27 protein-coding genes are annotated in these 24,975 nt (G+C 70.7%); 14 read left to right on the forward strand and 13 right to left on the reverse strand.

What is annotated here, in order from left to right; genetic code table 11:
- The 5 genes from NJ4_RS11505 to NJ4_RS11525 all read left to right on the forward strand — a co-directional run.
- Nucleotides 1-1,306 (forward strand): glycosyltransferase family 4 protein (locus NJ4_RS11505; protein WP_067434723.1); only part of this gene is annotated, 1,306 nt, incomplete at its 5' end.
- Nucleotides 1,303-2,574, forward strand: coding sequence for a nucleotide sugar dehydrogenase (locus NJ4_RS11510; RefSeq protein WP_067434726.1), 1,272 nt, complete (start codon nt 1,303-1,305; stop codon nt 2,572-2,574). The genes NJ4_RS11505 and NJ4_RS11510, both read left to right, overlap by 4 nt.
- Nucleotides 2,571-3,431: an ABC transporter permease gene (locus NJ4_RS11515; RefSeq protein WP_067434729.1), complete on the forward strand. Its 861-nt coding sequence runs from the start codon at nt 2,571-2,573 to the stop codon at nt 3,429-3,431. Before NJ4_RS11510 ends, NJ4_RS11515 begins: the two co-directional genes overlap by 4 nt.
- Nucleotides 3,424-4,251, forward strand: coding sequence for an ABC transporter ATP-binding protein (locus NJ4_RS11520; protein ID WP_082748460.1), 828 nt, complete (start codon nt 3,424-3,426; stop codon nt 4,249-4,251). Before NJ4_RS11515 ends, NJ4_RS11520 begins: the two co-directional genes overlap by 8 nt.
- Nucleotides 4,248-5,432 (forward strand): glycosyltransferase, encoded by a 1,185-nt coding sequence (locus NJ4_RS11525; protein ID WP_067434733.1) that lies wholly within the window; start codon nt 4,248-4,250, stop codon nt 5,430-5,432. Before NJ4_RS11520 ends, NJ4_RS11525 begins: the two co-directional genes overlap by 4 nt.
- 92 nt (nt 5,433-5,524) lie before the next feature.
- On the opposite strand, the gene NJ4_RS11530 is transcribed toward NJ4_RS11525, so the two are convergent.
- Both NJ4_RS11530 and NJ4_RS11535 read right to left on the reverse strand, forming a co-directional pair.
- A complete protein-coding gene (locus NJ4_RS11530; protein ID WP_067434736.1) occupies nt 5,525-6,556 on the reverse strand; it encodes a glycosyltransferase family 2 protein in 1,032 nt (343 codons plus the stop codon).
- A 113-nt stretch (nt 6,557-6,669) separates the two neighbouring features.
- Complete coding sequence (locus tag NJ4_RS11535) at nt 6,670-7,980, reverse strand: UDP-glucose dehydrogenase family protein (protein WP_067434739.1); 1,311 nt, start codon at nt 7,978-7,980, stop codon at nt 6,670-6,672.
- 264 nt (nt 7,981-8,244) lie between these two features.
- On the opposite strand from NJ4_RS11535, the gene NJ4_RS11540 reads away from it, so the two are divergent.
- Nucleotides 8,245-9,531 (forward strand): O-acetylhomoserine aminocarboxypropyltransferase/cysteine synthase family protein, encoded by a 1,287-nt coding sequence (locus NJ4_RS11540; protein WP_067434742.1) that lies wholly within the window; start codon nt 8,245-8,247, stop codon nt 9,529-9,531.
- A gap of 53 nt (nt 9,532-9,584) precedes the next feature.
- The gene (gene metX, locus NJ4_RS11545; RefSeq protein ID WP_067434745.1) at nt 9,585-10,670 is read left to right on the forward strand and encodes a homoserine O-acetyltransferase MetX; all 1,086 of its coding nucleotides are present in this window, start codon (nt 9,585-9,587) and stop codon (nt 10,668-10,670) included.
- A 31-nt stretch (nt 10,671-10,701) separates the two neighbouring features.
- On the opposite strand, the gene NJ4_RS11550 is transcribed toward metX, so the two are convergent.
- Nucleotides 10,702-11,076 (reverse strand): hypothetical protein, encoded by a 375-nt coding sequence (locus tag NJ4_RS11550; protein WP_067434748.1) that lies wholly within the window; start codon nt 11,074-11,076, stop codon nt 10,702-10,704.
- Between the two features lie 191 nt (nt 11,077-11,267).
- Between NJ4_RS11550 and NJ4_RS11555 the strand changes: the two genes are divergently transcribed.
- Nucleotides 11,268-11,666, forward strand: a complete 399-nt coding sequence (locus NJ4_RS11555; RefSeq protein ID WP_067434751.1) for a DUF2237 family protein — start codon at nt 11,268-11,270, stop codon at nt 11,664-11,666.
- Here the strand turns inward: NJ4_RS11555 and NJ4_RS11560 are convergent.
- The 5 genes from NJ4_RS11560 to NJ4_RS11580 form a co-directional block, all read right to left on the reverse strand.
- Nucleotides 11,663-12,568, reverse strand: coding sequence for a methyltransferase domain-containing protein (locus NJ4_RS11560; protein ID WP_067434754.1), 906 nt, complete (start codon nt 12,566-12,568; stop codon nt 11,663-11,665). The two genes, NJ4_RS11555 and NJ4_RS11560, sit on opposite strands and share 4 nt — an antisense overlap.
- 66 nt (nt 12,569-12,634) lie before the next feature.
- A complete protein-coding gene (locus NJ4_RS11565) occupies nt 12,635-13,732 on the reverse strand; it encodes a GNAT family N-acetyltransferase (RefSeq protein WP_217996842.1) in 1,098 nt (365 codons plus the stop codon).
- 46 nt (nt 13,733-13,778) lie between these two features.
- Entirely contained in the window at nt 13,779-14,390 is a 612-nt protein-coding gene (locus tag NJ4_RS11570; RefSeq protein ID WP_067434757.1) for a hypothetical protein, read from the reverse strand.
- A 71-nt stretch (nt 14,391-14,461) separates the two neighbouring features.
- Nucleotides 14,462-15,862 (reverse strand): GntP family permease, encoded by a 1,401-nt coding sequence (locus NJ4_RS11575; protein ID WP_067434760.1) that lies wholly within the window; start codon nt 15,860-15,862, stop codon nt 14,462-14,464.
- Nucleotides 15,859-16,368 carry a gluconokinase gene (locus tag NJ4_RS11580; protein ID WP_067434763.1) on the reverse strand — a complete coding sequence of 170 codons (510 nt, stop codon included), beginning with the start codon at nt 16,366-16,368 and terminating at the stop codon, nt 15,859-15,861. The genes NJ4_RS11575 and NJ4_RS11580 overlap by 4 nt, the downstream gene beginning before the upstream one ends.
- A 133-nt stretch (nt 16,369-16,501) precedes the next feature.
- Between NJ4_RS11580 and NJ4_RS11585 the strand changes: the two genes are divergently transcribed.
- The gene (locus NJ4_RS11585) at nt 16,502-17,203 is read left to right on the forward strand and encodes a FadR/GntR family transcriptional regulator (RefSeq protein ID WP_067434766.1); all 702 of its coding nucleotides are present in this window, start codon (nt 16,502-16,504) and stop codon (nt 17,201-17,203) included.
- Nucleotides 17,204-17,276: 73 nt separating this feature from the next.
- Here NJ4_RS11585 and NJ4_RS11590 read toward each other — a convergent pair whose 3' ends face one another.
- Nucleotides 17,277-17,624: a hypothetical protein gene (locus NJ4_RS11590; RefSeq protein WP_067434768.1), complete on the reverse strand. Its 348-nt coding sequence runs from the start codon at nt 17,622-17,624 to the stop codon at nt 17,277-17,279.
- Nucleotides 17,625-17,801: 177 nt separating this feature from the next.
- Between NJ4_RS11590 and NJ4_RS11595 the strand changes: the two genes are divergently transcribed.
- Nucleotides 17,802-18,899 carry a ScyD/ScyE family protein gene (locus NJ4_RS11595; protein ID WP_067434769.1) on the forward strand — a complete coding sequence of 366 codons (1,098 nt, stop codon included), beginning with the start codon at nt 17,802-17,804 and terminating at the stop codon, nt 18,897-18,899.
- Nucleotides 18,900-18,971: 72 nt separating this feature from the next.
- Here the strand turns inward: NJ4_RS11595 and NJ4_RS11600 are convergent, their stop codons facing one another.
- The gene (locus NJ4_RS11600) at nt 18,972-19,964 is read right to left on the reverse strand and encodes a glycoside hydrolase family 16 protein (protein ID WP_067434772.1); all 993 of its coding nucleotides are present in this window, start codon (nt 19,962-19,964) and stop codon (nt 18,972-18,974) included.
- Nucleotides 19,965-20,015: 51 nt separating this feature from the next.
- Nucleotides 20,016-20,723: a winged helix-turn-helix transcriptional regulator gene (locus tag NJ4_RS11605; RefSeq protein WP_067434775.1), complete on the reverse strand. Its 708-nt coding sequence runs from the start codon at nt 20,721-20,723 to the stop codon at nt 20,016-20,018.
- Nucleotides 20,724-20,879: 156 nt separating this feature from the next.
- Here NJ4_RS11605 and NJ4_RS11610 point away from each other — a divergent pair, with 156 nt between their 5' ends.
- Genes NJ4_RS11610 through NJ4_RS11625 form a run of 4 tightly spaced genes read left to right on the forward strand, consistent with a single transcriptional unit; the run spans nt 20,880 to nt 24,003 of the window.
- Nucleotides 20,880-21,698, forward strand: coding sequence for a class I SAM-dependent methyltransferase (locus tag NJ4_RS11610; RefSeq protein ID WP_157551091.1), 819 nt, complete (start codon nt 20,880-20,882; stop codon nt 21,696-21,698).
- Between the two features lie 22 nt (nt 21,699-21,720).
- Complete coding sequence (locus NJ4_RS11615) at nt 21,721-22,329, forward strand: HD domain-containing protein (RefSeq protein WP_245644541.1); 609 nt, start codon at nt 21,721-21,723, stop codon at nt 22,327-22,329.
- Nucleotides 22,330-22,351: 22 nt separating this feature from the next.
- The gene (locus NJ4_RS11620; protein ID WP_067434781.1) at nt 22,352-23,524 is read left to right on the forward strand and encodes a cytochrome P450; all 1,173 of its coding nucleotides are present in this window, start codon (nt 22,352-22,354) and stop codon (nt 23,522-23,524) included.
- On the forward strand, nt 23,521-24,003 hold the full coding sequence (locus NJ4_RS11625; protein WP_067434784.1) for a nucleoside deaminase: 483 nt from the start codon (nt 23,521-23,523) through the stop codon (nt 24,001-24,003). The genes NJ4_RS11620 and NJ4_RS11625 overlap by 4 nt, the downstream gene beginning before the upstream one ends.
- Here NJ4_RS11625 and NJ4_RS26675 read toward each other — a convergent pair.
- Both NJ4_RS26675 and NJ4_RS11635 read right to left on the reverse strand, forming a co-directional pair.
- Nucleotides 24,000-24,272, reverse strand: coding sequence for a DUF4031 domain-containing protein (locus NJ4_RS26675; RefSeq protein WP_067434786.1), 273 nt, complete (start codon nt 24,270-24,272; stop codon nt 24,000-24,002). The genes NJ4_RS11625 and NJ4_RS26675 overlap by 4 nt on opposite strands.
- A gap of 152 nt (nt 24,273-24,424) precedes the next feature.
- Nucleotides 24,425-24,970 (reverse strand): hypothetical protein, encoded by a 546-nt coding sequence (locus NJ4_RS11635; protein WP_067434789.1) that lies wholly within the window; start codon nt 24,968-24,970, stop codon nt 24,425-24,427.
- Nucleotides 24,971-24,975 lie beyond the last annotated feature (5 nt).

Below are 24,975 nucleotides of genomic sequence, written 5' to 3' on the forward strand. Positions count from 1 at the left end.
GGACGCACCCCCGGGGTCGGGCCGCCGCCTGACCGTGCTGCACCTGGTCACCAACTCGCTGCCCAACGACGTCGCCGGCTACACGACCCGCACCCACGGCCTGCTCAGCGCCCAGCGTGCCGCGGGCACCGACGCGCACGCCGCCACCCGGATCGGCTACCCGGTGACCCGCGGCCACCTGGCCGTCCAGGCGGTGGAGCACGTCGATGACGTGCCCTACCACCGCGTCCTCGCCACCGTGCCGCTGCGCGCGGACCGTGCGCTGGCCAAGGACGTCGAGCGCACCGCCCGGCTCGTGGAGCGGATCCGACCCGACGTGCTGCACGCTCACAGCAACCACCTCAACGCCCAGGTCGCCCTGGCCCTGCGCGTCCGTCTCGGCCTGCCCGTGGTCTACGAGGTGCGCGGCTTCCTGGAGGAGACCGAGCGTTCACGGCGTGGCGCCGACGCTCTGCCGAACGAGCGACAGCGCCTGACCAGGGCCGTCGAGACACGCTGCATGCGCGCGGCCGACGCGGTGATCACGATCAGCGAGGTGATGCGCGAGGCGATCGTGGCCCGCGGCATCGCGGCATCAAAGGTGCACGTCGTGCCCAACTCCGTCGGCGACCAGTTCCTTGCGCCGGGTCGCCAAGAGGCTCGGGGGTCGAGTGCCGCCGAGGCACGAGGCGGTGTATCGAGACCTCGCTACTCGACCACCGAGCACGGTGGGCCCGTCACCGTCGGCGCGGTCGGCACCCTCAACGACTACGAGGGCCTCGACGTCCTGATCGACGCGATCGCACTGCTGAGCCCCGGCACCGCACAGCTGCTGGTCGTCGGCGACGGCCCGGCCCGCCCGGCCCTCGAGGCCCGGGCCCGCGCCGCCGGCATCGACGCCGAGTTCACCGGGCGAGTGAGTCCCGACCGGGCCGTCGAGCAGCACCAGCGCATCGACCTCCACGCCACGCCCCGCCTCGACCTCCCGGTGACCCGGCTGGTGCCTCCGATCAAGCCGGTCGAGGCGATGGCCCTGGGTCGCGCGGTGGTGGTCAGCGACCTGCCGCCGCTGCGCGAACTGGTCCGCGACAGCCACAACGGCCGCCTGGTCCCCGCGGGTGACGCCCGCGCCCTGGCCGGCGTACTCGCGGAGCTGGCCGCCGCCCCCGACGTACGACGACGGCTCGGCGCGAACGGCCGCGCCGACGTGCTCGCCAACCGCACCTGGGAGCGGGCCGCCCAGACCTGCGCCCGCGTCTACGACGAGATCCGCACCGGCCCGACCCCGGCCGGTCGCACCAGCCTGATCGAAGGAGTCACCTCATGACCCGGACCACTGACCTCGACCTCGTCGTCGTCGGCCTCGGCTACGTCGGGCTGCCGCTGGCGCATGCCGCCACCGCCGCGGGCCTGCGCGTCACCGGATTCGACCTGGACCGCGCCGCCGTCGACGGCCTCAACGCCGGCGTCTCCCACGTCGACGACCTGAGCGACGACGACGTCGCGGCCATGGTGTCCACCGGGTTCCAGGCCACCGACGACCCGGCCGTACTCGCCGACGCCGACGTCACGGTCATCTGCGTGCCCACCCCGCTCAGCCCCGACGGCGGCCCCGATCTCGGCGCGGTCACGTCCGCCGTCCGGGCCGTCGCCGAGCACCTTGTGCCCGGCCGGCTCGTGGTGCTGGAGTCGACCACCTACCCCGGCACCACCGACGAGCTGGTCCGCCCGATCCTCGAGGAGGCCTCCGGCCTGATCGCCGGCGAGGACTTCGCGCTGGCCTTCTCCCCCGAGCGGATCGACCCGGGCAACCCGACGTACGGCCTGGTCAACACGCCCAAGGTCGTCGGCGGCCACACCCCGTCGTGCACCGCGCGAGCCGCGGCTTTCTACGGCAAGTTCGTGCACACGATCGTCGAGACCGCCGGCACCCGCGAGGCCGAGACCGCCAAACTGCTGGAGAACACCTACCGGCACATCAACATCGCGCTGGTCAACGAGATGGCCCGCTTCTGCCATGAGCTGAAGATCGACCTGTGGGACGTCATCCGCGCCGCGTCCACCAAGCCGTTCGGGTTCCAGGCCTTCCACCCCGGCCCGGGCGTCGGCGGGCACTGCATCCCGATCGACCCGAACTACCTCTCCCACAACGTGCGCGCCAAGCTCGGCTACCCGTTCCGGTTCGTGGAGCTGGCCGAGGAGATCAACGCCACCATGCCGTCGTACGTCGCCCACCGCGCGCAGAACCTGCTCAACGACCACGCCAAGGCGATCCACGGCTCCACCGTGCTGCTGCTCGGTGTGACCTACAAGCCCAACATCGCCGACCAGCGGGAGTCCCCGGCGGTGCCGCTGGCCAAGGCGCTCGACACCCTCGGCGCCCGCGTGGTCTACCACGACCCGCGCGTCGAGGAGTGGGACGCCGGCGTGCCGGTCACCCGCGCCGACGACCTGGCCACCGCGATCGCCTTCGCCGACCTGGTGATCCTGGTGCAGGCCCACGACGAGTACGACGTGGCCGCGCTGGCCGCCGACGCGCGACTGTTCTTCGACACCCGTGGGGTGACCACAGGCCCCGAGGTGAACCGGTTGTGACCACGACACCCAGTCCATTGGCCACGCTCGCCGCCGAGCACGGCCTCCGGCAGGTCGGCGTACGCCCTCCTCTGCGGCGCTACCTGGCCACGATGTGGCAGCGACGGCACTTCGCGGTGTCGCTGGCCGGCTCGAAGGCCTACGCGCGCAACCAGGGCAACTACCTCGGCCAGGTCTGGGCGCTGCTCAACCCGGTGCTGTGGGCGCTGGTCTACCTGCTGGTCTTCGGGGTGCTGCTCGACACCAGCCGCGGCGTGGAGAACTTCATCGGCTTCCTGGTGGTGGGCGTCTTCATGTTCCACTTCAGCTCGGCCAGCATCACCACAGGATCGAACGCGATCGTCGGCAACCAGGGCCTGATCACCTCCCTGCAGTTCCCACGGGCGCTGCTGCCGATCGCGTCGGTGCTCGCCGAGCTGGTCACGCTGGTCCCCGCACTGGTCGTGCTGCTGGTGCTCGTGCCACTGACCGGCGAGCCGTTCGCGTGGACCTGGCTGCTGCTCCCCCTCGCCGTCGGGCTGCAGTGGATCTTCGGCACCGGAGTCGCCCTGGTCTGCGCGCGGCTGGTCTCGCAGTGGCGCGACGTGAAGCAGCTGATCCCGTTCGTGCTGCGCGCCCTCATGTACGTCTCCGGGGTCTTCTTCTCCATCGACCACTACGTCGGCAGCGGCACCGCGGCCGCCGTACTCTCCCACCAGCCGGTCGCGGTCTATCTCGAGCTCGTGCGCGGCACGCTGCTCTCCGAGGTCGCACTCACGCCTGCTCTGTGGGGCTGGGCATTCGGGTGGGCACTGCTCACCCTCGTGCTGGGCTTCATCTTCTTCTGGCACGCCGAAGAGAGGTACGGCCGTGGCTGATCGTCCCTCCCTCATCGTCGACGACGTGCACGTCACCTACCGCACGTACGGCGGACGCCGGCTGACCGCACGGCAGCAGAAGACCTGGCACACGATCGGTCGACACGTCGGAGCGGTCGACAAGGTCCGCGCGGTCCGCGGCATCTCCTTCGTCGCCCACCACGGTGAGTCGATCGGCGTGATCGGCCACAACGGCTCAGGCAAGAGCACGCTGCTGCGCGCGATCGCCGGGGTGCTGCCGACCGAGTCGGGCGCGGTGTACGCCGACGGCACGGCCTCGCTGCTCGGGGTCAACGCCGCCCTGATGCGCGACCTGACCGGTGAGCGCAACATCGTGCTCGGCGGGCTCGCCCTCGGCCAGACGCCAACCCAGGTTGAGGATCGCTTCGACGAGGTCGTCGACTTCGCCGGCATCGGCGACTTCATGCAGCTGCCGATGCGGGCCTACTCCTCGGGCATGGGAGCACGTCTGCGCTTCGCGATCTCGTCGGCGGCCCGCCCGGACATCCTGATGATCGACGAGGCGCTCTCGACGGGCGACGCGGAGTTCCGCCGGCGCAGCCGGGACCGCGTCGACCAGATCCGCTCGGAGGCCGGCACGGTGCTGCTGGTCAGCCACTCGATGTCGACGATCCGCTCCATGTGCGACCGGGTGCTCTGGGTCGACGGCGGTGAGCTCCGCCTCGACGGTGCGGTCGACGAGGTGCTCGAGGCCTATGCCGAGGCGACCGGCCGGCCGGTTGCTCGGCGTACACCTCGCCGTCCGAGTGCCGGCCCGCGGACCGCGGCCCGTGCGTCGGAGCAGGCGGTTGCGGGATGACCCTGCCCGCACACGCCCTGGTGGTCACCGTGGTCCACCACCCGGAGGACGCCCGGATCCGGCACCGCCAGATCGCCTCCCTGCTCGAGGCCGGCTGGCAGGTGACCTACGCGGCGCCGTTCTCCGGCTACGGCCTGCCGATTCCTCCGTCGACCGAACAGCTGAGGTCGATCGACGTCCCGCGCGCCGTGGGCACCGCCCGCCTCGCCTCGATGAGGGCGGCGCGCGCCCTGCTCGACCGACGGGGCGACGACCACGACGTGGTGCTGCTCCACGACCCGGAGCTGCTGCTCGCGGTCGGCAGCTTCCACCACCCGCACGTCGTGTGGGACGTGCACGAGGACACCGCCGCGGCGATCTCGCTGAAGCCGTGGCTGCCCGCCGGGCTCGGTCGGCCCGCGGCCTGGGCGGTACGCCGGATCGAGCGTCGCGCCGAGCGCCGGCACCACCTCCTGCTCGCCGAGGACGCCTACCAGTCACGCTTCCGCAAGCGGCATCCCGTCGTGCCGAACACCACACGCGTGCCGGCCTCGCCCCCGCCTCCGGACGACCCGCGGGTGGTCTACGTCGGGCATCTCTCCCGGGCCCGCGGGGTGCACGAGCTGGTCGAGCTCTCGCGGTTGCTCGCGCCCTCCGGCATTGCGGTGCAGGCCATCGGACACGCCGACCAGGCGGCCACTGCGGCCCTGACCGCCCCCTCCTCCCAGGTCGACTGGCTGGGGTTCCTGCCCCACGACGAGGCGATGAAGCACGTCGACGGTGCCCTGGCCGGGCTCTCCCTGCTGCACGACGAGCCGAACTACCGGCACTCGCAGCCGACCAAGGTCGTCGAATACATGGCGCACGGGGTCCCGGTGATCACCACGCCACTCCCCCGGGCCGAGCACCTGGTCACGTCGGTCGGGTCGGGAGTCGTCGTACCCTTCGGCGCCCCGGCGGTCGGTCGCTCGCGCGCCGGATCACGCGGGCCGGCAGCCGCGTCGTCGGACGGGTCGTGCGCCGCCTCGGAGGTGGCCTCAGCCGTCGCGGACGTCGTACTGGCACTGCAGGCGGATCCCGTCGCCCGCCTGCGGATGGGCACGCTGGGCCATCGCCACGCCGCCGACCACCTCGACTGGGCCCGCCGCTCCGGCGAGTTCGTCAGCCGGCTCGGCGCCATCGCCAACGCCCCGGATCGATAGTCCCTGACGTTTCGCCCCCCCCACGGTGGAGAAGGACCGAAACGTCAGGGAGTATCCCGAGATCAGGACCGAAACGTCAGGGAGTATCGGGATCAGCGGCGGGAGGAGCGAGGGATGGAACGGAGGAAGCCGCTGCCCCACGAGAGGTGCATGGTCGCCACCACGAACGGAAGCAGCACCCGCGCCCGCCAGGCCAGCCTGCGGCGGCGCCCCATCTCGTACGTCGCCCCGAGCACGCCGAAGGCGTAGCCGAGCGGCGCCAGGAAGCCCGCGAGCAGCCAGGGAACCAACCATCCGGCACCCAACCATCCGGCACCGGGCCCGGGCCCGACCGTTCCGGAGACCAGACCGAGCACGAGACCGACCAGTCCCAGCAAGGATCCGAGAGCGATCAGACCCGTGACGATCGGCGCGGCCAGGTAGCGGAACGACGCGGTGTCCGGGTGCTCGTCGACGATCTGGCGACGCCACTGACCGGAGCCGAAGAACTGCCGGCGCAGGGCGTTGAAGTCGCGGCGCGGACGGTAGACCACGGCCAGGTCGGGGGTGAACCAGACCGTCTCGCCGGCCTGCCGCAGCCGGTAGTTGAGCTCCCAGTCCTGCGCGCGCAGGAAGTGCTCGTCGAAGCCGCCGACCTTGACCAGCGCGTCGCGCCGGAACGAGCCGAGGTAGACGGTGCGGGCCGGGCCGGGTTCGCCACCGACGTGGAACTTCGACCCACCGATGCCCAGCGGCGAGGACATCGCCGCGGCGACGGCGTGGCCGAACGACGTGTCGCCCTCGACCCGCATCATGCCGCCGACGTTGGCCGCACCGGTGGACTCCAGCAGGTCGACCACGTCCTCGAGGTAGCCGTCGGGCAGGAAGCCGTGCGCATCGACGCGTACGACGAACGGGTGGCTGGTCTCGGCGATTGCCGCATTCAACGCGTGGGGCGTGAAGCCGGTCGGGTTTCCCACGACGCTGACCTGCGGATCCGTGGCCGCCAACCGGTGCGCGATCTCCGCGGTGCGGTCCTTGCTGGGCCCGACCGCGAGCACGAGCTCGACCTCGCCGTCGTAGGCCTGGTCGAGCACCCGGCGCACGGACTCCTCGAGGTAGCGCTCCTCGTTGAGCACCGGCATCACCACGGAGACCGAGGTCCGGACCCGCGCCCGCGACGAGGTCCCTGGCCGAGCCTGAGGCCGGGGCCGCGACGGAGGAAGCGGAAGCGTCGAGGGACTCGTCACCGCCCCCGTCACGCGACACCGAGTCCGCGGTAGTTCCAGCCGGCCTCGCGCCAGCGACCCCGGTCGAGACAGTTGCGGGCGTCGATGACGTTCAGCCCCCGGACCACCTCGGCCAGCGCGGCCGGGTCGACCGCGCGGAACTCGGGCCACTCGGTCAGGTGCAGGACGACGTCTGCGCCACGGCAGGCCTCGACGGCACTGGGGTCGAAGGAGAGCTGCGGCGCGGCCGCGCGGGCCACGTCGTTGGCCACCGGGTCGTAGACGTGGACGTCGGCGCCGACCAGCGCCAGCGACGTGGCCACGTCGAGGGCCGGCGAGTCGCGTACGTCGTCCGAGTGCGGCTTGAACGACGCGCCGAGCACGGCGATCCGACGACCGCGAACGTCGCCGCCGACCACCTCGTGGGCCAGGCCGACCACCTTGTCGCGCCGGCGCAGGTTGATCTGGTCGACCTCGTCGAGGAACCGGAAGGACGCTCCGGCGCCGAGCTCCTCGGCGCGGGTGCGGAAGGCCCGCACGTCCTTGGGCAGGCAACCACCGCCGAAGCCGAGACCGGCATTGAGGAACCGCCGTCCGATCCGAGCGTCGAGCCCGATCGCGTCGGCCAGGGTCGTGACGTCGGCACCGGTGACGTCACACAGGTCGGAGACCGCGTTGATGAAGGAGATCTTGGTGGCCAGGAACGCGTTGGCACTGGTCTTGACCAGCTCGGCCGTGGCGTAGCCGGTCACGATGACCGGAGTGCCCGACGTGATCGTCTCGGCGTAGACACGTCGCAACGTGGCCTCCGCGTTCGTCGTACGCACCCCGAAGACGAGGCGGTCCGGTCGCAGGGTGTCCTCGACGGCGTAGCCCTCGCGCAGGAACTCGGGATTCCAGGCGAGCTCGACGCCGGGGCCGGCGAGCTCGGTGAGCCTGGCCTGCAGCACGTCGGCGGTGCCCACCGGCACGGTCGACTTGCCGACGACCACCGTGGTGCGCCCGGCCAGCAGCGTGCCGAGGGTCTCGACGGCGGCCTCGAGGTGGCTGAGGTCGGCGGCGGTCGAACCGCTGCGCTGCGGCGTGCCGATGCACAGGAAGTGCGCGTCGGCCTCGCGCACGTCGGCGAAGTCGGTGGAGAAGCGGAGCCGGCCGCTCTCGCCGACGTGCTTGCGCAGCAGCGGCTCGAGGTCGGGCTCGTAGAAGGGCGCGCGGCCCTCCTGGAGCGTGGCGACCCTGCCCTCATCGACGTCGACGCCGATCACGTCGAAGCCCAGCTCGGCCATTCCGGCCGCGTGGACTGCACCGAGATACCCGGTTCCGATCACGGAGACACGCATGTCTACCCCTCGTGGATGCACCCGGTTCGGACGGGGTCTGCGACACCCGTGGTCGAGCCCCATCGGCTCAACTGAAAGTTAGTCTACTAATTTTCTTCACTTAAGTTCAACGTGACATCCTTTGGCGCGTCGACACACCCGAACAGTCACCGCAGTCTCACCTGCTGGCCGACGCGCTTGCGTAAGTCGAGTTGCTTCCTACAGTTATCTCTTGAGTTCCCACCACACCCGCCCGGGTGTGCCCCACCCCGAGAGGAACACCCCGTGAGCCAACGCCCCGAGACCATCGCCGTCCACGCCGGGCAGGAGGAGCCCGACTCCGCCACCAACGCGCGGGCCGTGCCGATCTACCAGACCACGTCCTACGTCTTCAACGACACCGAGCACGCGGCCAACCTGTTCTCGCTGGCCGAGCCGGGCAACATCTACACCCGCATCATGAACCCGACCCAGTCGGTCTTCGAGGAGCGGATCACCCAGCTCGAGGGCGGTGTCGGTGCCCTGGCAACGGCCAGCGGTTCGGCCGCGACGACGTACGCCGTCCTGAACCTCACCTACGCCGGCGACAACATCGTCGCGCTCTCCACGTTGTACGGCGGCACCTACGCACTGTTCGCCCACACACTCCCGCAGTTCGGCATCGAGGTGCGGTTCGTCGACCCGGAGAAGCCGGAGGAGCTGGCCGCAGCGGTCGACGAGAAGACCAAGCTGGTCTTCGCCGAGACCGTCGGCAACCCCAAGATCAACGTCGTCGACCTGCGTGCCTGGGCCGACGCCGCCCACGAGCAGGGCCTGCCGCTGATCGTCGACAACACCGCACCGACCCCGATGCTGGTGCGCCCGTTCGACCTCGGCGCCGACGTCATCGTGCATGCCGCCACCAAGTACATCGGCGGCCACGGCACCTCCATCGGCGGCGTCATCGTCGACTCCGGCAACTTCGACTGGGCCGCCCATGCCGACCGGTTCCCCGGGCTGACCGGCCCCGACGCCGCCTACCACGGCGTGGTCTGGACCGAGGCGGTCGGCAATCTGGCCTACATCATCCGGGCCCGCACCGTGCTGCTGCGCAACACCGGCGCCGCGATCGCGCCGTTGAACTCGTTCCTGTTCATCCAGGGCCTCGAGACGCTGGCCCTGCGCATGGAGCGGCACAGTGAGAACGCGCTGAAGGTCGCCGAGCACCTCTCGGGCCACGACGCCGTCTCGTGGGTGAGCTACCCCGGCCTGCCCGACTCCCCCTACAAGGAGGTCGCCGACCGGACGTTCACCGGTCGCGGCTACGGCGGCCTGGTCAGCTTCGGCCTGAAGTCGGGTCGTGAGGGTGGCAAGAACTTCATCGAGTCCCTCGAGCTGTTCAGCCACCTGGCCAACATCGGTGACACCAAGTCGCTGGCGATCCACAACGCCACCACGACGCACTCCCAGCTCACCCCCGAAGAGCTCGAGGCTGCCGGTGTGCCCGAGGAGGCCGTGCGCCTGTCGATCGGCATCGAGCACATCGACGACATCATCGCCGACCTGGACCAGGCGCTGACCAAGAGTTCCTGACTCCCGGCGCGAACGAACCACGACCGAACCCAGCGACTGATCCCAGAGGCTCCATGCCCCCACGCGTCGGTTCCCAGCAGGTCCTCCTGTTCACCCAGGAGGACCCGCTGGTGCTGTCCAGCGGCGAGCTGCTGCGTGAGGTCGAGGTCTCCTACGAGACCTGGGGCACGCTCGACGACAAGGCGTCCAACGCCGTCTTCGTCTGCCACGCGTTGACTGGCGACGCGCAGGCGGTCGACTGGTGGTCCACGATGGTCGGCCCGGGCCGGCCGGTCGACACCGACCGATTCTTCGTCATCTGCGCAAACCTCCTCGGCGGATGTGCCGGCACCACCGGGCCACGCTCGATCGACCCGGAGACCGGTGAGCGGTACGGCATCGACTTCCCACTCCTCAGCGTGGCCGACCTGGTCGCGGTCCACCGACGCCTCATCCGACACCTCGGCGTGAGCCGCCTGCACACTGCGATCGGCGGATCCCTCGGGGGCATGCAGGCGCTCCAGTGGGCGCTCGACGCACCCCACGAGGTCGACCGGGCGGTGGTGATCGCGGCCAGCAGCAGGCTCAGCGCCCAGAACATCGCGTTCTCCTCGGTCGCCCGCCGCGCCGTGCTCGACGACCCCGCCTTCCTCGACGGTCGCTACGACCAGGGCGGCGGCCCTCGTCACGGGCTGGCGGTGGCCCGCATGATGGCCCACATCACCTACGTCTCGGAGGGTGCCCTCGAGACGAAGTTCGGCCGGGCCCACCAGCAGGGGACCTCAACGCCCGGCCTCGGTGTCGACTTCTCGGTCGAGTCCTACCTCGACCACCAGGGCCGCTCATTCCTGGAGCGCTTCGACGCCACCTCCTATCTCTACCTGAGCCGACTGATGGACTACTTCGACCCGTTCCCCGACCCGGCCGGCCCCGCGAGCGCACCCGACCCGACGCCCTCGGTCGACACCTCCTTCCTGGTCATCTCCTTCGACTCCGACTGGCGCTTCGACACGTCGCACTCACGTCGCATCGTGCAGGAGCTCGAGCGCGCCGGCATCGCGGCGCGGTTCCGGGAGGTGCACGCGCCCCACGGACACGACTCGTTCCTGATGGAGGCCCCCGGCTATCAGTCGACGGTGATCGAGCACCTGGCTGACTGATCCCGGTCAGGGCGGGCCTGACCGGCCCCGGTCACAGCCGCTCCGGCAGATGCTTCTCGAGCAGGTCCTCGAGACGTCTGTCGAGGTCATCGAGCCGCCGGGCGCCCCCGCGTGTCAGGTCGGGCAGGGACGGTGGGCCGCGGTCGTCGACCACCACCTCGGGATGGCCCGAGGCCACGCCGGCCAGGTTGTGCTGGCTGGTCGAGCCATCGTCGAAGCAGGAGCTGTGCCCGTGCCCGCCCGAGGTGCCCCACGTCGAGCTCTCGGCGGTGGAGAGGTGCCGCATGCCGTCGAGGAACGTCGGGTCGCGGCCGAACAGCCCCGAGTCCCCGACCAGGTCACCCGCCGCACTGGCCGACCCCGGCAGTGCCGATGCGATCCCGCGCAGGCCGCGCTGGGGCTCCACCGCCTCGACCTGACGGCCGCGCTCGCCATCGCGTCGCCCGGGTCCCGCAGCGCGGCGGGGCGTACGACGAACCCGACGCTGATCGTCATGAGGACCTCCCGGTGTGACCGTTCGACGAAGGGACCCCAGTCTGGCGCGACGCGAACACACAGCTCGGGGTTCTCCACAGGCACCCGTGGGAGACTCGAGACATGTCCTCCGAGCGCAACGTCAACGGCGGCGAGCTCGAGCCGTGCGGCACCGACCCGGTGACTGGGTTCTACCGCGACGGCACCTGCTCGTGCGGCCCCGAAGACGTCGGCCTGCACGCCGTGTGCGCGGTGATGACCGCGGAGTTCCTCGAGCACCAGCTCGCGGTCGGCAACGACCTCACCACACCCCGTCCGGAGTGGCAGTTCCCCGGGCTGGCGCCCGGTGACCGCTGGTGCGTGGTCGCACCGCGATGGCTCCAGTCCTACGAGGCCGGGGCGGCCGCGCCCGTCGTGCTCGCAGCCACAAACGAGCGCGCGCTCGAGGTCATCCCGCGCAAGCTGCTCGAGCAGCACTCGGTCGACGTACCCGCCGACCCCAGCTCACTCGACCAGGACTAGCGCCACGACTGGTGGCTGCGCTGCGGAATGGGCTGCGGCGGCCGCGCCAACTCGGACGGCGCATAGACCTCGCGGCCGAAATAGTCGGCCACCCTGGTCATCGTCCGCGCCGAGCGGCTCATGATCACGTAGCGCTTGCGCATCGCCTGGCCCACCAGCGGCGAACGGAAGTCGAGGTGCACCCCGGCCCGGTCGGCGATCAACCGCAGCGCCTGCGGCGAGTAGTAGGAGGTGTGGTCGGGATAGAAGATGTAGCGGTCAGCTGCCAGCCTGCCGCCGTCGTGGATGTTGGTGCCGCAGATCAGCAGCCCGTCGCGCCGCACCAGCCCGAGCAGCCTGGCGAAGTCGGCGTGCGGGTCACGGAAGTGCTCGATCACCTCGCTGGCCACGACCACGGAGAACTTCCGCTTCGGCGGGTCGTTGGCGTCGATGAACTCGGCGTCGTCGCGCACCTTCATGATGTCGCTGATCGCGACCCGGCTGACCTCGGGGAGCTTGGCGACGTGGTGGTTGTCCATGCTGCGTCCGGCGCCGAAGATCAGCGCCTCGTGGCCCTTGCCGCCGAGGATGTCCACGCCCATCTTGATCATGTGGAACTCGCGTCCGGGGACCTCGAGGTCGCCGAGCCGTCCGTGCCCGCCGGGCAGCTGCTCGATGTCGGTCTTGGCCGCGTAGCGGCTCTCGATGTGGCCGGGCATGTGCACGAAGCCGCAGTGCTGGCAGACGCGGACGACGCACGTCTTCTCGGGCTCACGCGTGTAGGCGACGGTCCGCTCGACGTGCCTCTTCGACCCGCAGACCAGGCACGTCGGCGTGTCACCCCGCGCGGTCAGGGTGCGCAGGCGGGGACCGAGCCGGGCACGGGCCCGGGCACGGAGCTGGTCGAACGCGGGAGCAGCCATGCCCGGGACGCTAGCACCCGGGCATGACACGCTCAGCGGTCGCCGACCACGTGTGACCCCCGGTCCTCACTCCGTGACGGGAACGTCCTTGTGCCAGGACTCGGTGACGTACTTGGTCTTCCAGCCCATGCCGACGTAGAGCTGGTCGGCACCGGTCGAGGAGTCCGCGTCGACCTCGAGGCCGACGCGGTCGCGATGACGCGCAGCTGCGTCGGCGATGATCGTCTTCAACAGTCCCTTGGCCACGCCACGACCGCGTGCGGACTCCAGCACACCGAGGTAGGACACGTAGGAGCCGTCGGGTCCGTTCGAGCTCTCCGAGACCGTGCCGACCAGGGCTCCGGCCGGTTCCGGCTCGGCTTCGCCGTCGACGATCTCGGCCAGCCACCAGTGGTCCCAGCGGTGCCCGGGATCCTCGCGCAGCCGGTGCACGAACTCCGCGAAGGTCTCCTCGGAGGAGTTGAAGTGGTCGGTGAAGGCGCTCTCGAGGATGTCGTGGACGGCGCGCAGGTCGTCGACGTCGGGCATGCCGCCACCCTCGCGGCGTACCTGCCGGAACACGACGCCCTTGCGCTCCCAGCGCTCCGGGTCCGGGACCAGGTCGGCCTCGTCGGGGGTGACCGGGCGGGTCATCTGCCACCAGGTGCGGACCCGGTTGAAGTTCGCCTCCTCGAGGAGCTTGTGCTGGCGCTCGTCGTCGGCGAAGGCACCGGTGTCGATCTGCTGGGTCTCGAGGCCCCGGGCCGCGCCGACCTCGCGGGCCTGGCCTTCGGCCCAGGTGAGGAGCACCTCGGAGCAGCGCTGCGCGGCGACGGCCGAGAGTGAGCGATCGAGGATGTGGACGTAGAGCATCCGGTTGACCGAGCGGTCGTGCACGCTGGCCCACGCCCGGATCGTGCCGGACTTGTCGCGAATGACCAGGTTCTCGCGCATCCGCAGGCCGGCGATCTCGACGAGTACGTCGTCCTCCGAGGCACCCGCCCAGCCACGGCCGGCGTCCTCGTGGGCCCGCAGCAACTCGGTCAACCGAGCGACGTCGGCCTCGTCCGAGGGGTCGGGAACTCCGGCCTCCCAACCGACCGGAAGACCGGGGTCGTCGGGCAGGACTTCCTCGGGATCGCTCTCAAAACGGTTCTCTTCGGGCATCGTGTAGTCAGGACTCATCGGCACTCATTCTGCCGTATCGCCGTCTCGGCCCCCGAGGAACGCCTCAGCGCAGCGCCGAGGAGTCGACCAGGACCAGGGCCACGGTGGTCACGGGGGCGAAGCACTCGGGCAGCGGCGAGGCCACCTTCTGGGCGGTGATGGTGACCCCGTCCACGGCGGTGACGTTGACGCCGGGAGGCACGTCGCAGCCGATCGAGATCACCGATCCGACCAGCGTCCTGTCCGCGGGGACCTTCGTGGTCGTGACCGTCGCCCGGACCTGCTGGCCGAGGTCACCCCGGGTGAAGGGCGCCACGAAGTCGGCGACCGCAGCCGGTGAGTCGAGCACCACGGGCGTCGTGCTCGACTCACCGCCCGCGCCGGTTGCGTGCAGGATCGCCACCTCGTCGAAGTCGACCGAGCCCGGATCCGTCGAGCCTGGATCCGTCGAGCCTGGATCCGTCGAGCCTGGATCCGTGGAGCCTGAGGGGCCGCTCGAGGACGGCGTACCGGTGCCGGAGGGATCCGTCGTCGGTGTCTGCGACGAGTCCTCGCCACGGGTGTCGGTCTCGTCGCCGTCGGAGTCGGATCCACAGGCCGAGAGCGCCAGCGCGAGGGCGAGCACCAGGGACGGTACGACGCCCGCGAGGCGGACCCGGTGGGCGACAGCCCTCATCAGCTCAGCAGGAGGTGTTTGCATCATGATGATCCGACGATAAGGGCTCCGGGACGGTTCCGTCCCGCTGCTCAGACGAACGCGCCGACGACCAGCACGAAGGCCAACCCGGTCACCGAGAGCACGGTCTCCATCACCGACCACGACTTGATGGTCTGCTTGACCGACATCCCGAAGTACTCCTTCACCAGCCAGAAGCCGGCGTCGTTGACGTGGGAGAAGAACACCGAGCCGGCACCGATCGCGAGCACCATCAGCGACACCTCGGGGCGCGAGAGGTCGTCGGTGAGCTGGACCAGCAGGCCCGAGGCGGTGACCGTGGCGACGGTCGCCGACCCGGTGGCCAGCCGGATCAGCACGGCCACGAACCAGGCCAGCAGGAGCACCGAGACGCCGCTGTCCGCGGCCCAACGGGCCAGCTCGGTGCCGACACCGGTCTCGACCAGCGAGTTCTTGAAGCCACCGCCGGCGGCCACGATCAGCACGATGCCGGCAATGCCGGGCAACGAGCTCTCCACCGACTTCGAGATCTGCTCGCGGCTCATGCCCGCCGCCCGACCCAGGGTGAACATGCCGACGATCACCGCGATCAGCAGCGCCACGATCGGCGTACCGAGTGCATCGAGCACCTTCTGGACGGTGTTGCCCTCGTCGTTGATGATGATCTCGGCCAGGGCCCGCGCCATCATCAGCACCACCGGCAGAAGCACCGAGAAGATGGTCAGGCCGAAGCTCGGGCGATGGTCGGTGATCCCGGCCCCTTCGCCCTCTGTCTCGTCGAGGCGCCCCTCGGGCACGGCGACGTCGCCGACCCAACGGTCGGCGACCTTGGCGAAGACCGGCCCGGCCAGGACGACGGTCGGGATCGCGATGGCGACACCGAAGGCGAGGGTGATGCCGAGGTCGGCGTCGAGGTTGCCGATCGCGGTCAGCGGCCCGGGGTGCGGCGGCACCAGGCCGTGCATCACGGACAGGCCGGCCAGGGCGGGGATCCCCACGGCGATGAGGGAGAGCTGGGCCCGACGGGCGACGAGATAGATCACCGGCATCAACAGCACGAGGCCGATCTCGAAGAACATCGGCAGCCCGATGATCGCGCCGACACCGGCCATCGCCCACGGCAGCATGCGCTGGGAGGCGCCGCCGATGATGGTGTCGACGATCTGGTCGGCACCCCCGGAGTCGGCGAGCAGCTTGCCGAAGATCGCGCCGAGCGCGATCAGCGTGCCGACCGAGGCCGTCGTGTCACCGAAGCCCTTGGTGAACGTCTCGATGCCGGTGGCCAGGGGTACGCCGGCCACGAGGCCGACCGTGAGACCGCCGAAGGTGAGGGAGAGGAACGGGTGCAGCTTGGCCCAGGCGATCAGCACGATGATCACCGCGATGCCCAGTCCGGTGGCGAACAGCAGCTGCCCCGTCCCGGCGACCGGCTCGATGATGTCGTCGGAGGCGAGGGGAAGGATCAGGTTCATCGGAGGCTCCCGGACTGGTCGACGTACTCCTGGACGATGGCGTCGATGCTCTGGTCGACGTCGATGACGAGGCCGTGCTCATCGGGACTGAGCCGTTCCAGGGTCTGCAGCTGAGAGGTCAGCAGCGAGGCCGGCATGAAGTGCCCCGGGCGGCTGGCCTGTCGTCCCGCGATCACCTCGCGCGTGCCGTCGAGGTGCACGAAGTCGACCCGGTCGCTGTGGTGACGCAGCTGGTCGCGGTACTTCCGCTTCAGGGCCGAGCAGGCCACGACACCGCCGTCCGCATGGTCGGTCAGCCATGCACCGATGGTCTCGAGCCACGGATGCCGGTCGTGGTCGTCGAGAGCGTGCCCCGCGGTCATCTTGGCGATGTTGGCCGGCGGGTGCAGGTCGTCGGCGTCCACGAACGGGACCCGTAGGCGCTGGGCCAGTGCCGCACCGACGACCGACTTCCCGGAGCCGGAGATGCCCATCACCACCAGCAACGGCTTCTCGACTGACGTCATCTGCTCGACCCTCTCGTCTGCCCCACGGGCTGTCCGATTGCGGGGGCCGGTTGTGCCCCGCGTCACAGCATGCAACGATTGATCTGCTCTTATCAAGGTCTTGAGCGCATTAAATCTGATCTTTGGGGTGGCGATGAACGCGGCGAACTCTGGCGGACTGCACTCGACCGTGCTCGACGCCCTCGGCACCCGGATCGTCTCCGGTCAGCTCCCCGCCGGGCACGTGCTCACCCTCGACTCCGTCGACGCCGAGTACGCCGTGTCGCGATCGGTCTCACGCGAGGCGGTCCGGGTGCTCCAGTCGATGGGCCTGGTCGTGGCTCGACGCCGGGTCGGCGTGACCGTCCAGCCTCGGGAGCACTGGCAGGTCTTCGACCCGCGGGTGATCCGCTGGCGACTGGCCGGCGACGGGCGCACCGAACAGCTGCTGTCACTCAGCGAGCTGCGCTCCGGCTTCGAGCCCGTGGCCGCCGGCCTGGCCGCCGAACGCGCCACGCCGGAACAGTGCGGCGTACTGTCCGGAGCGGTGATGGAGATGGTGGCCCACCGCCGATCGGGCGACCTGGAGGCCTACCTGGTGGCCGACACCGTCTTCCACCGCACGTTGCTCGAGGCATCGGGCAACGAGATGCTGCGGGCGCTGGGCGACGTCGTCGCCGAGGTGCTGGCCGGTCGCACCCACCATCACCTGATGCCGGCCACCCCGCGCGCCGATGCGGTCGCGCTGCACGAGCGAGTGGCCAACGCGATCCGCACCGGCGACGCCGCCGACGCGCGCGCGGCGATGATCGAGATCATCGAGGAGGCCGCCGCCGCCGTGCGCGACCCGTCGTGAATTCGGGACCTTCGCACGAACTCACGACGGGTCACCGCGAACTGGCGACGGGTCAGCGCGAACTGGCGACGGGTCAGGCGAGGATGAACCAGGCGCCGATCAGCGCCGGGATCGGGCCGAGCAGCAGCCACGGCGTGACCAGCGACCGCTGGTGGATCGCACGGCCCACGGCCACCGAGATGACGCCGAAGATGCCGGCGATCACGAGCAGGCCGATCTGGGCGTCGAGCCGGTCGTCCTCGACCATCGCGGCGGCCAGGACCAGTCCGACCACGAGGTGCAGGATCGTGGTCACGGCCAGCACCGACATGACCCACTTCTGCACGTGGGAGACGTGCATCGCGTCCTTGCGCACGGACGGACGCGGGTTGTTCGGGTCCATCAGGTGCTTGGCGCGCTTGACGGGCTTGATCTCGGACATGGCCCGATTCTCTCACCCGTTCCGGCGCGGGGAGTCACGGCCTCGTCCCGCGGGACGCCGATGTTCCCCAAGTTTGCCGATGACAGCCCGCGGTCCCACTGCTTGTCTGGTCCCGGGGGTCACAGGACCAAGGGCTGGGAGGCCTCAATGCTCCACTCGAGAAGACGAATTGCGGCGGTGGGCCTGGGAGTGGCCGCACTGGTCGCTGCCGGCGTGATGCCGGCCCAGGCCGGCGGCGGGCACCGGCACGACACGATCTCCACCGTGGTCGACCTCTCGGGGCCTCGTGGCGTCGAGTCGATCCGGCCGGGGGTCACCCTGGTGACCGAGGACGACGGCAGCTTCAGCCTCGTCGTCGAGCGCCACCACAAGCCGGCCCGGGTGATCCGGCTCGGCGGGATCGACGAGGCTGCCGGGTTCGCCTCGGACGCGTCGCAGTCGCGCGGCAGGTTCTACTTCCTCACCGGTGGCGGCGGAGCCGCGGAGGAGCTGCCGCCGGGCGCCGCCACGCTCTACAAGCTCCGCCACGGAGAGCTGGCGCCGTTCGCGGACATCAAGGCGCACCAGATCGCGGACCCCGACCCCGATGACCAGGAAGGCGTGCCCACCGACACCAACCCGTACGGCGTGCTGGCCCTCAAGGACGGGACGGTCCTGGTCGCCGACGCCGGCGGCAACGACCTGCTCCGGGTCTGGCCGGACGGCACCGTCAAGACGGTCGCCCGGTTCAAGCCGCGTGTGGTCGAGGTGCCCGAGGGTCTCCCCGACGTGGACATGGAGGGCAACCCCACCGGGCTGCCGCCGGCCGGCACCCCGATCAACTCCGAGGCCGTGCCCACCTCGGTCACGGTCGGCCCCGACGGCTACTGGTACGTCGGTGAGCTGCGCGGCTTCCCGGCCAATCCGGGCACCTCGCAGATCTGGCGGATCAAGCCCGGCTCGCTGGACGCGGTCTGCGACCCGGAGGCGCCGTACAACAGCAAGTGCAAGCGGTACGCCGACGGGCTCACGTCCGTGGTCGACCTGACCGCCGACAGCAGGTCGGTCTACGCGGTCAGCCTGTCGAAGATGAGCTGGCTGGCCATGGAGCTCGGCCTTCCCGGCTCCGAGGTCGGCGGGCTGTTCAAGGTCATCAAGCACGGGAACCACACGCACCTGCGCGAGATCGCCAAGGACAAGCTGATCCTGCCCGGCGGCGCGGACGTGGCGAGGAACGGGACCATCTACGCGACCGGCCCGGTCTTCGGTCCGGGAGCGTTGGTCAAGATCCGCTGACCGGTCACGTGTCCGGTCGCCCCACCACGTGGTGGGGCGGCCGGGCGCTGGCCGCGTGCCGGCGCCTGGGGGTCAGCGCCAGACCCGCACGTAGTCGACGTACGTCGTGGCCGGTAGCGCGGCGTCGGAGGTGAGCGCGTTCGAGCCGTGCCCGAGCGCCTGGGTGAGCACGACCATGAACGGCGCGTTGAACGGCGCGAACGGCACGGTGGTGTTGTCGGCCTGGTAGTTGTCGACCAGGCACACGTCTCCGTTGACGAGGATGGTCAGCCGACCGGGCTCCCACTCCACCGCATAGGTGTTCCACGCCGTCTGGTCGATCCGGCAGTTGTACGACGTCACGATGTTGGTGCTGGTCAACCAGTTCACGGTGGCCGGGTCATAGCTGTAGTGGATCCGGGGGATCACGTGGTCGGGGTACTGGCTGTAGAACTCGGCGAAGTCGATCTCCCCCGAGTCCGGGTGAGCGCCGTACTTCGTCGGGTCGTCCGGCCAGAGCCACAGGGTCTCCTGCAGCCCCGGCTCACGACTCGACGGGATCCGGGCCCGCACCTCGAAGCGGCCGTAGGTCTGGCTGAACCGCCAGTGCGTCGAGACCATGCCGGCCGCGTAGCGGGTCTGGAAGGGCACCTTCGCGTTGCACGTGAACACGCTGGTGGCCTTGAACACCGAGAGCCGCAGTGCGCCGCCGGCCACCCGTACCGCCGAGGGATGGTCGAGGTAGCAGGCCCGGGCGCCGTCGGTCACGCCGGTGGTGAAGTTGCTGGTCGCCGTGCGCTGCACGATCCATTTGTCGGTGTCGAGGCGGCTGGTGCCGAAGTTCTCGACGAACGTGCAGGCCCATGCCTCCCCGCTCGACTTGATCACGGTCGGCCCGCAGTAGGGGGCCGCGGAGGCGGCACGAACAGGGGCTGCCGGAGCAGCCGCGGCAAGGCGAACGGCCGCACGGTCGCTGGAGTGCGCGGCCAGCGCGGGTGCGCCGCCGGAGGACACCGGAGCCCCGATGACCGCCACGGCGAGAACCGCGGCCCCGAGGCCGGCACGTCGGAACAGAACTCTCTTCACGGGACTCCACCTCTGAGGTTTCGGCCCTCCCGAGGGGAAGGATCCCAGATCTCAGCCGACCTGGCCAGAGGGCGACACGATCGGAGTGGGCCGCGGCACCGCCGCCAGCGGCATCTGCCCCAGCCATCGTGGCAGGTCGCGCCGCACCGTGTCCGGCCCCACGACCTCGACCTCGCCGGCACGGAGGGCATCGACCCAGCTCCGGTCGCCCCGCCAGATCTCGGTCATGGTGCGCAGCCCGGTGCGGATCGTGGCGGTCACCTCGAAGCCGGGGTCGTAGTCGCACACGTCCGGCTCCGACCCGGCCACCACGAGCCACCAGTGAGCGACCTTCTGCGGCACGTCGTCGAACGCGAAGGCGAGCACGGTCCGGCTCCGTGGCCACTCATCGACCGGCACCGTACGCCGGATGTCCCACAGCAGCAGGTGCGGATCGAGGTCCTCGGTTCCGAGCTCCCCGATCCAGCGCACACCCCAGGCGCCGAGCGACTCCACGATCGGGCGCAGCTCCTCACCGCACTCGGTCAGTCGGTAGCTCGTGCGGCCCGAGGGGTCCCCGGTTCGTCGTACGACGCCGACCCGCTCGAGGGTGCGCAGCCGTTTGGTGAGCAGGGCCGGCGACATCCTCGGGTTGCCGCGGCGCAGCTCGTTGAAGTGCGTGCTGCCGGCCAGGAGCTCGCGGACGACGAGCAGCGTCCACCGCTCGTCGAGGATCTCCATCGCCTTGGCGACAGGACAGAACTGGCCGTACGCCGTCATCTGGGCTCCCGGTGCTCGAACCCCCTCGACCAGTACACCGCTGATCACCCCCGCGCACCAGTACAGATCGTGAACCTCCGGTGGTTCAGACCTGTGACTGGTCGCGCGGCCCCTCGCGGGCACAGGCTGAAGACTCCCGACAACCTGGAGGAAGCCATGACCGTCCTGCCCGACCTGCCCGACCTGAAGGCCAAGCACCGCGCCATGTGGGCGCTCGGCGACTACCCCTCGGTGGCCACCGACGTGATCGCCGAGCTCGGCGAGGCCCTCGTCTCTGCCACGGAGATCACTGCCCGCGACACCGTGCTCGACATCGCCGCCGGCTCCGGAAACGCGTCACTCCCGGCGGCACGCACCGGGGCCCGCGTGATTGCCAGCGACCTCACGCCCGAGCTGCTCGAGGCCGGGCGCCGCGAGGCGGCAGCCCAGCAGCTCGAGCTGACCTGGCAGGTGGCCGACGCCGAAGACCTGCCCTTCGCGGACGGTGAGTTCGATGCCGCCATCTCGTGTGTCGGCATCATGTTCGCCCCGTTCCACGAACGTGCCGCCGACGAGCTCGTGCGGGTGGTTCGCCCGCGGGGCCGGATCGGGCTGATCGCGTGGACCCCGGAAGGGTTCATCGGCGAGATGTTCGCGGTCATGAAGCCGTTCGCTCCCCCGCCGCCGGCCGGGGCCACCCCGCCACCGCGCTGGGGCGACGAGGCCCATGTGCGTGAGCTGCTCGGCGACCGGGTGCACGACGTCCGCGTCAGCAGGCATCAGCTCGTGGTCGACGCGTTCGCGACCCCCGAGGGGTACCGCGACTTCTTCAAGGAGCGCTACGGACCGACGATCGCGGTCTACACCGCGATCGCCGGCGACCCGGCCCGGGTCGCCGAGCTGGACGAGGCGCTGGCCGAGCTCGGTCGACGGCACCACCGCCCCGACGCGACGATGCAGTGGGAGTACCTCCTGGTCACCGCCCGACGGACGTGATCGCGGGTGCAGGATGGGATCCGTGACCACGGAACTGAACTGGCCGCTGCCCCAGCACACCGACCTGCGCGAGCGTCTGGTCGCCGCCTGGTCCACCGACCGCGGCTACCACGACCTCGTGCACCTGGGTGAGGTGCTCGACCGCCTCGACGACCTGGGCGCCGCCGACAACCTCGAGGTGGTGCTGGCCGCGTGGTTCCACGACGCGGTCTACGACGACGCCGGCGACAACGAGGCGCGCTCCGCCGCGCTCGCCGAGCAGGAGCTGGCCGGGCTGGACCTGGCCGGGCTGCAGCTGCCCGGGTCGCTCGTCGACGTCGCCGAGGTGGCCCGGCTGGTCCGGCTCACCGAGCGCCATCGTCCCGAGCCCGGCGACGTCAACGGCGAGCTGCTCTGCGACGCCGACCTGGCCATCCTGGCCGCACCGCCCGCGCGCTACGCCGACTACGTGGCCGGCGTACGACAGGAGTACGACGCCGTGCCCGAGGCCGACTTCCGCCGGGGCCGGGCCGCCGTACTCCGCGACCTGGCCGCCAAGCCGCACCTGTTCCACACGGCGTACGCCCGCACCCACTGGGAGCCCGCGGCCCGGGCGAACCTGGCCAGCGAGATCGCCTCGCTCGAGTCCTGACCCTGGGTCCTAGGCTGGCCTCGTGAGCTTCGACCTGAGCGACCCGGCCTTCGACACCACCGCCCCCGAGGTGCACGCCGCCCGCGAGCAGGACTGGTTCGTCGAGACGAATCTGGGCTGGGCGGTGCTGCGTCATGAGGAGGCCGGCGCCCTGCTCAAGGACCGCCGGTTCCAGCAGGGCAACGCGAAGTGGCCGGCGCAGAACGGCATCCACTCGGGCCTGTTCTCCGACTGGTGGAAGGAGACCCTGCTCAGCCTCGAGGGCGAGGACCACTCGCGGCTGCGACGCCTGCTGATGCCGGCGTTCCGCAACAAGACCATCGCCGCGATGCGCCCGCGCTTCCAGGCACTGGCCAACGAGCTGATCGACGGCTTCGCGGCGCGTGGCGAGGTCGAGTTCGTCAGTGAGTTCGCCGAGCCGTACAGCGCTCGCATCATCTGCGCGCTGCTCGGCCTCCCGGAGGAGGACTGGGCCCGGGTCGCGCACTGGGCCGACGACCTCGGCGCCAGCTTCGGCATCGACGTGGCCAACCAGGTGCCTCGCATCGAGGCCGCCCTCGACGGGCTGCGTGACCACCTCGACGCGGTGGTCGCCGACCGGCAGGCCACACCGCGCGACGACCTGGTCACGACGTTGCTGCAGGCCCAGGAGACCGATGGCAGGCTGAGCCGCCACGAGCTGAGTGTGTCCCTGGTCTTCCTCGCCTTCGCCGGCATGGAGACCACTCGCAACCAGCTCGGCCTGGCCCTGCAGACCCTGCTCGCCCACCCGGGCCAGTGGCGGCTCCTCGGCGAGCGCCCCGAGCTCGGCAACCAGGCCGTGGAGGAGGTGATGCGGGTCAACCCGACCGTCACCTGGGTGACCCGCGAAGCGATCGAGGACGTCGACTTCGGTGGCCTGCACATCCCGAAGGGCGGCATCGTCCAGATGCTCTCCCACGCCTTGGGCACCGACCCGCGCGCGGTGCCCGACCCTGCCTTCGACATCACCCAGCTGCGTACGCCGCACCTCGGCTTCGGGGCTGGTGTGCACCACTGTCTGGGGCACTTCGTGGCGCGCACCGACATGGCCGTCGCGCTGCCGTTGCTGGCCGCTCGCATGCCCGACGCCGTGCCCGACGGCCCCGGCGAGTGGATGCCGGTCTCGGGCAACACCGGCCCGTTGCGATTCCCGATCCGGTTCACCGCCTCATGACCGCCGAGCTGAGCGCCGCCGACCTGGTCCACCTGCGCCGCTGCGTGGAGCTGGCCGGGCAGGCCCTCGACGCCGGCGAGGAGCCGTTCGGTTCGGTGCTGGTCGGCCCTGACGAAGAGGTCCTCCAGGAGGACATCAACCGCACCTCCGGGGGTGACCAGACCCGGCACCCGGAGTTCGAGCTGGCCCGCTGGGCCGCGGAGAACCTGAGCCCCGAGGACCGCGCCGGTTCAACCGTCTACACCTCCGGCGAGCACTGCCCGATGTGCGCGGCCGCCCACGGCTGGGTCGGCCTGGGCCGCATCGTCTACGCCGTGTCGACGGCCCAGCTGGCCGCGTGGCGGTCGGGCTGGGGTGCCCCTGACTCGCCGGTGACGCCGTTGCCGGTCGGCGACATCGTGCCCGGGGTCGCCGTACAAGGTCCGGCCCCTGAGCTCGAGGAGCAGATGCGCGCGCTGCACCGCCGCTCGATGGGTTAGTCGCGGTCGGCGGACGCCTTCGGACGACGCAGCCCGGCGGCCCGCAACCGGGTGGCGATCTCCCGGCTGCGCACGGGTACGGCGCCCGCGGCGACGGCGTCGTCGTAGTGCTCGGCGGGTACGTCGTAGTGGTCGCGGTCGAAGCCACGCTCCGGAACACCGAGGGCCCTGGCGAACGCGTGGAGCTCGTCGTAGGAGGTGTCGGAGGCCAGGTGCGACCACATGCGTCCGCGCCACGGCACGTTCGGCGGGTCGATCAGCACGGTCACCCCCACAGCATGCCGCACGCTCCGCGCCCTCCCACGTGGGAGGCGCCGGACCGTGGAACAGGTAAGTGCGCCGCTGGCCTCCACTGCTGAGCGTGGGACAACCCTCGGCGTGCCCGACTTGCCTGTCCTACGGTCCGTTTCGCCTGCCAGCCTCAGTGCTCGTGGGCTGCGCGTGTCCCGAGCATGACGCCCCAACCGACGACCGCGACCCCCAGGCACACCTGCGCGGGCACCGCGAGCACCAGCGCGATCCATGCGGAGTCCGCCGAGGTGAGTGCCAGGCCGGCGACCAGTGCGAGGAAGATGCCGGCGACCAAGAGGAAGGTCAGTGTCGACCCGGCCCCACCGCGCTCGGGCAGCGGCAGTCCGCGGGGTGCGACCGACCGCTCCCGGCGTACGACGAGGAAGCCCGCGCGCTCGTCCTGCCCGGCGAACCCGAAGCGGTAGGCCTCACCGCCGGAGCGCAGCACCATCAGGTCGCACTCACCCAGGCACACGGCGTCGTCGAGCGCTGCCCACGGCATGGTCCAGGTGCTGCTCGCGAAGCGCCACACAGCTCCGCCGTCGGTCGCGACCAGCAGTCCGGACTGGCCGTCCATCGTCACCACCCACGCGCGGGCGTCGTCGTCCCAGCCCGACCCGGCGTCGCGCACGACGGCGTCAGGGACGTTGCGGAGGTCGAGGTCGTCGAGGTTCACATCCG

This window comes from Nocardioides jensenii JCM 1364 = NBRC 14755, assembly GCF_001552535.1.
GTDB lineage: Bacteria > Actinomycetota > Actinomycetes > Propionibacteriales > Nocardioidaceae > Nocardioides > Nocardioides jensenii.

Excerpts from the sequence above, each read along its gene's own strand:
- NJ4_RS11510 (WP_067434726.1), top strand. The coding sequence starts at position 1,303 with ATGACCCGGACCACTGACCTCGACCTCGTCGTCGTCGGCCTCGGCTAC.
- NJ4_RS11525 (WP_067434733.1), top strand. The coding sequence starts at position 4,248 with ATGACCCTGCCCGCACACGCCCTGGTGGTCACCGTGGTCCACCACCCG.
- NJ4_RS11530 (WP_067434736.1), bottom strand. The coding sequence starts at position 6,556 with ATGCCGGTGCTCAACGAGGAGCGCTACCTCGAGGAGTCCGTGCGCCGG.
- NJ4_RS11535 (WP_067434739.1), bottom strand. The coding sequence starts at position 7,980 with ATGCGTGTCTCCGTGATCGGAACCGGGTATCTCGGTGCAGTCCACGCG.
- metX (WP_067434745.1), top strand. The coding sequence starts at position 9,585 with ATGCCCCCACGCGTCGGTTCCCAGCAGGTCCTCCTGTTCACCCAGGAG.
- NJ4_RS11555 (WP_067434751.1), top strand. The coding sequence starts at position 11,268 with ATGTCCTCCGAGCGCAACGTCAACGGCGGCGAGCTCGAGCCGTGCGGC.
- NJ4_RS11560 (WP_067434754.1), bottom strand. The coding sequence starts at position 12,568 with ATGGCTGCTCCCGCGTTCGACCAGCTCCGTGCCCGGGCCCGTGCCCGG.
- NJ4_RS11565 (WP_217996842.1), bottom strand. The coding sequence starts at position 13,732 with ATGAGTCCTGACTACACGATGCCCGAAGAGAACCGTTTTGAGAGCGAT.
- NJ4_RS11570 (WP_067434757.1), bottom strand. The coding sequence starts at position 14,390 with ATGAGGGCTGTCGCCCACCGGGTCCGCCTCGCGGGCGTCGTACCGTCC.
- NJ4_RS11575 (WP_067434760.1), bottom strand. The coding sequence starts at position 15,862 with ATGAACCTGATCCTTCCCCTCGCCTCCGACGACATCATCGAGCCGGTC.
- NJ4_RS11580 (WP_067434763.1), bottom strand. The coding sequence starts at position 16,368 with ATGACGTCAGTCGAGAAGCCGTTGCTGGTGGTGATGGGCATCTCCGGC.
- NJ4_RS11585 (WP_067434766.1), top strand. The coding sequence starts at position 16,502 with ATGAACGCGGCGAACTCTGGCGGACTGCACTCGACCGTGCTCGACGCC.
- NJ4_RS11590 (WP_067434768.1), bottom strand. The coding sequence starts at position 17,624 with ATGTCCGAGATCAAGCCCGTCAAGCGCGCCAAGCACCTGATGGACCCG.
- NJ4_RS11605 (WP_067434775.1), bottom strand. The coding sequence starts at position 20,723 with ATGACGGCGTACGGCCAGTTCTGTCCTGTCGCCAAGGCGATGGAGATC.
- NJ4_RS11610 (WP_157551091.1), top strand. The coding sequence starts at position 20,880 with ATGACCGTCCTGCCCGACCTGCCCGACCTGAAGGCCAAGCACCGCGCC.
- NJ4_RS11625 (WP_067434784.1), top strand. The coding sequence starts at position 23,521 with ATGACCGCCGAGCTGAGCGCCGCCGACCTGGTCCACCTGCGCCGCTGC.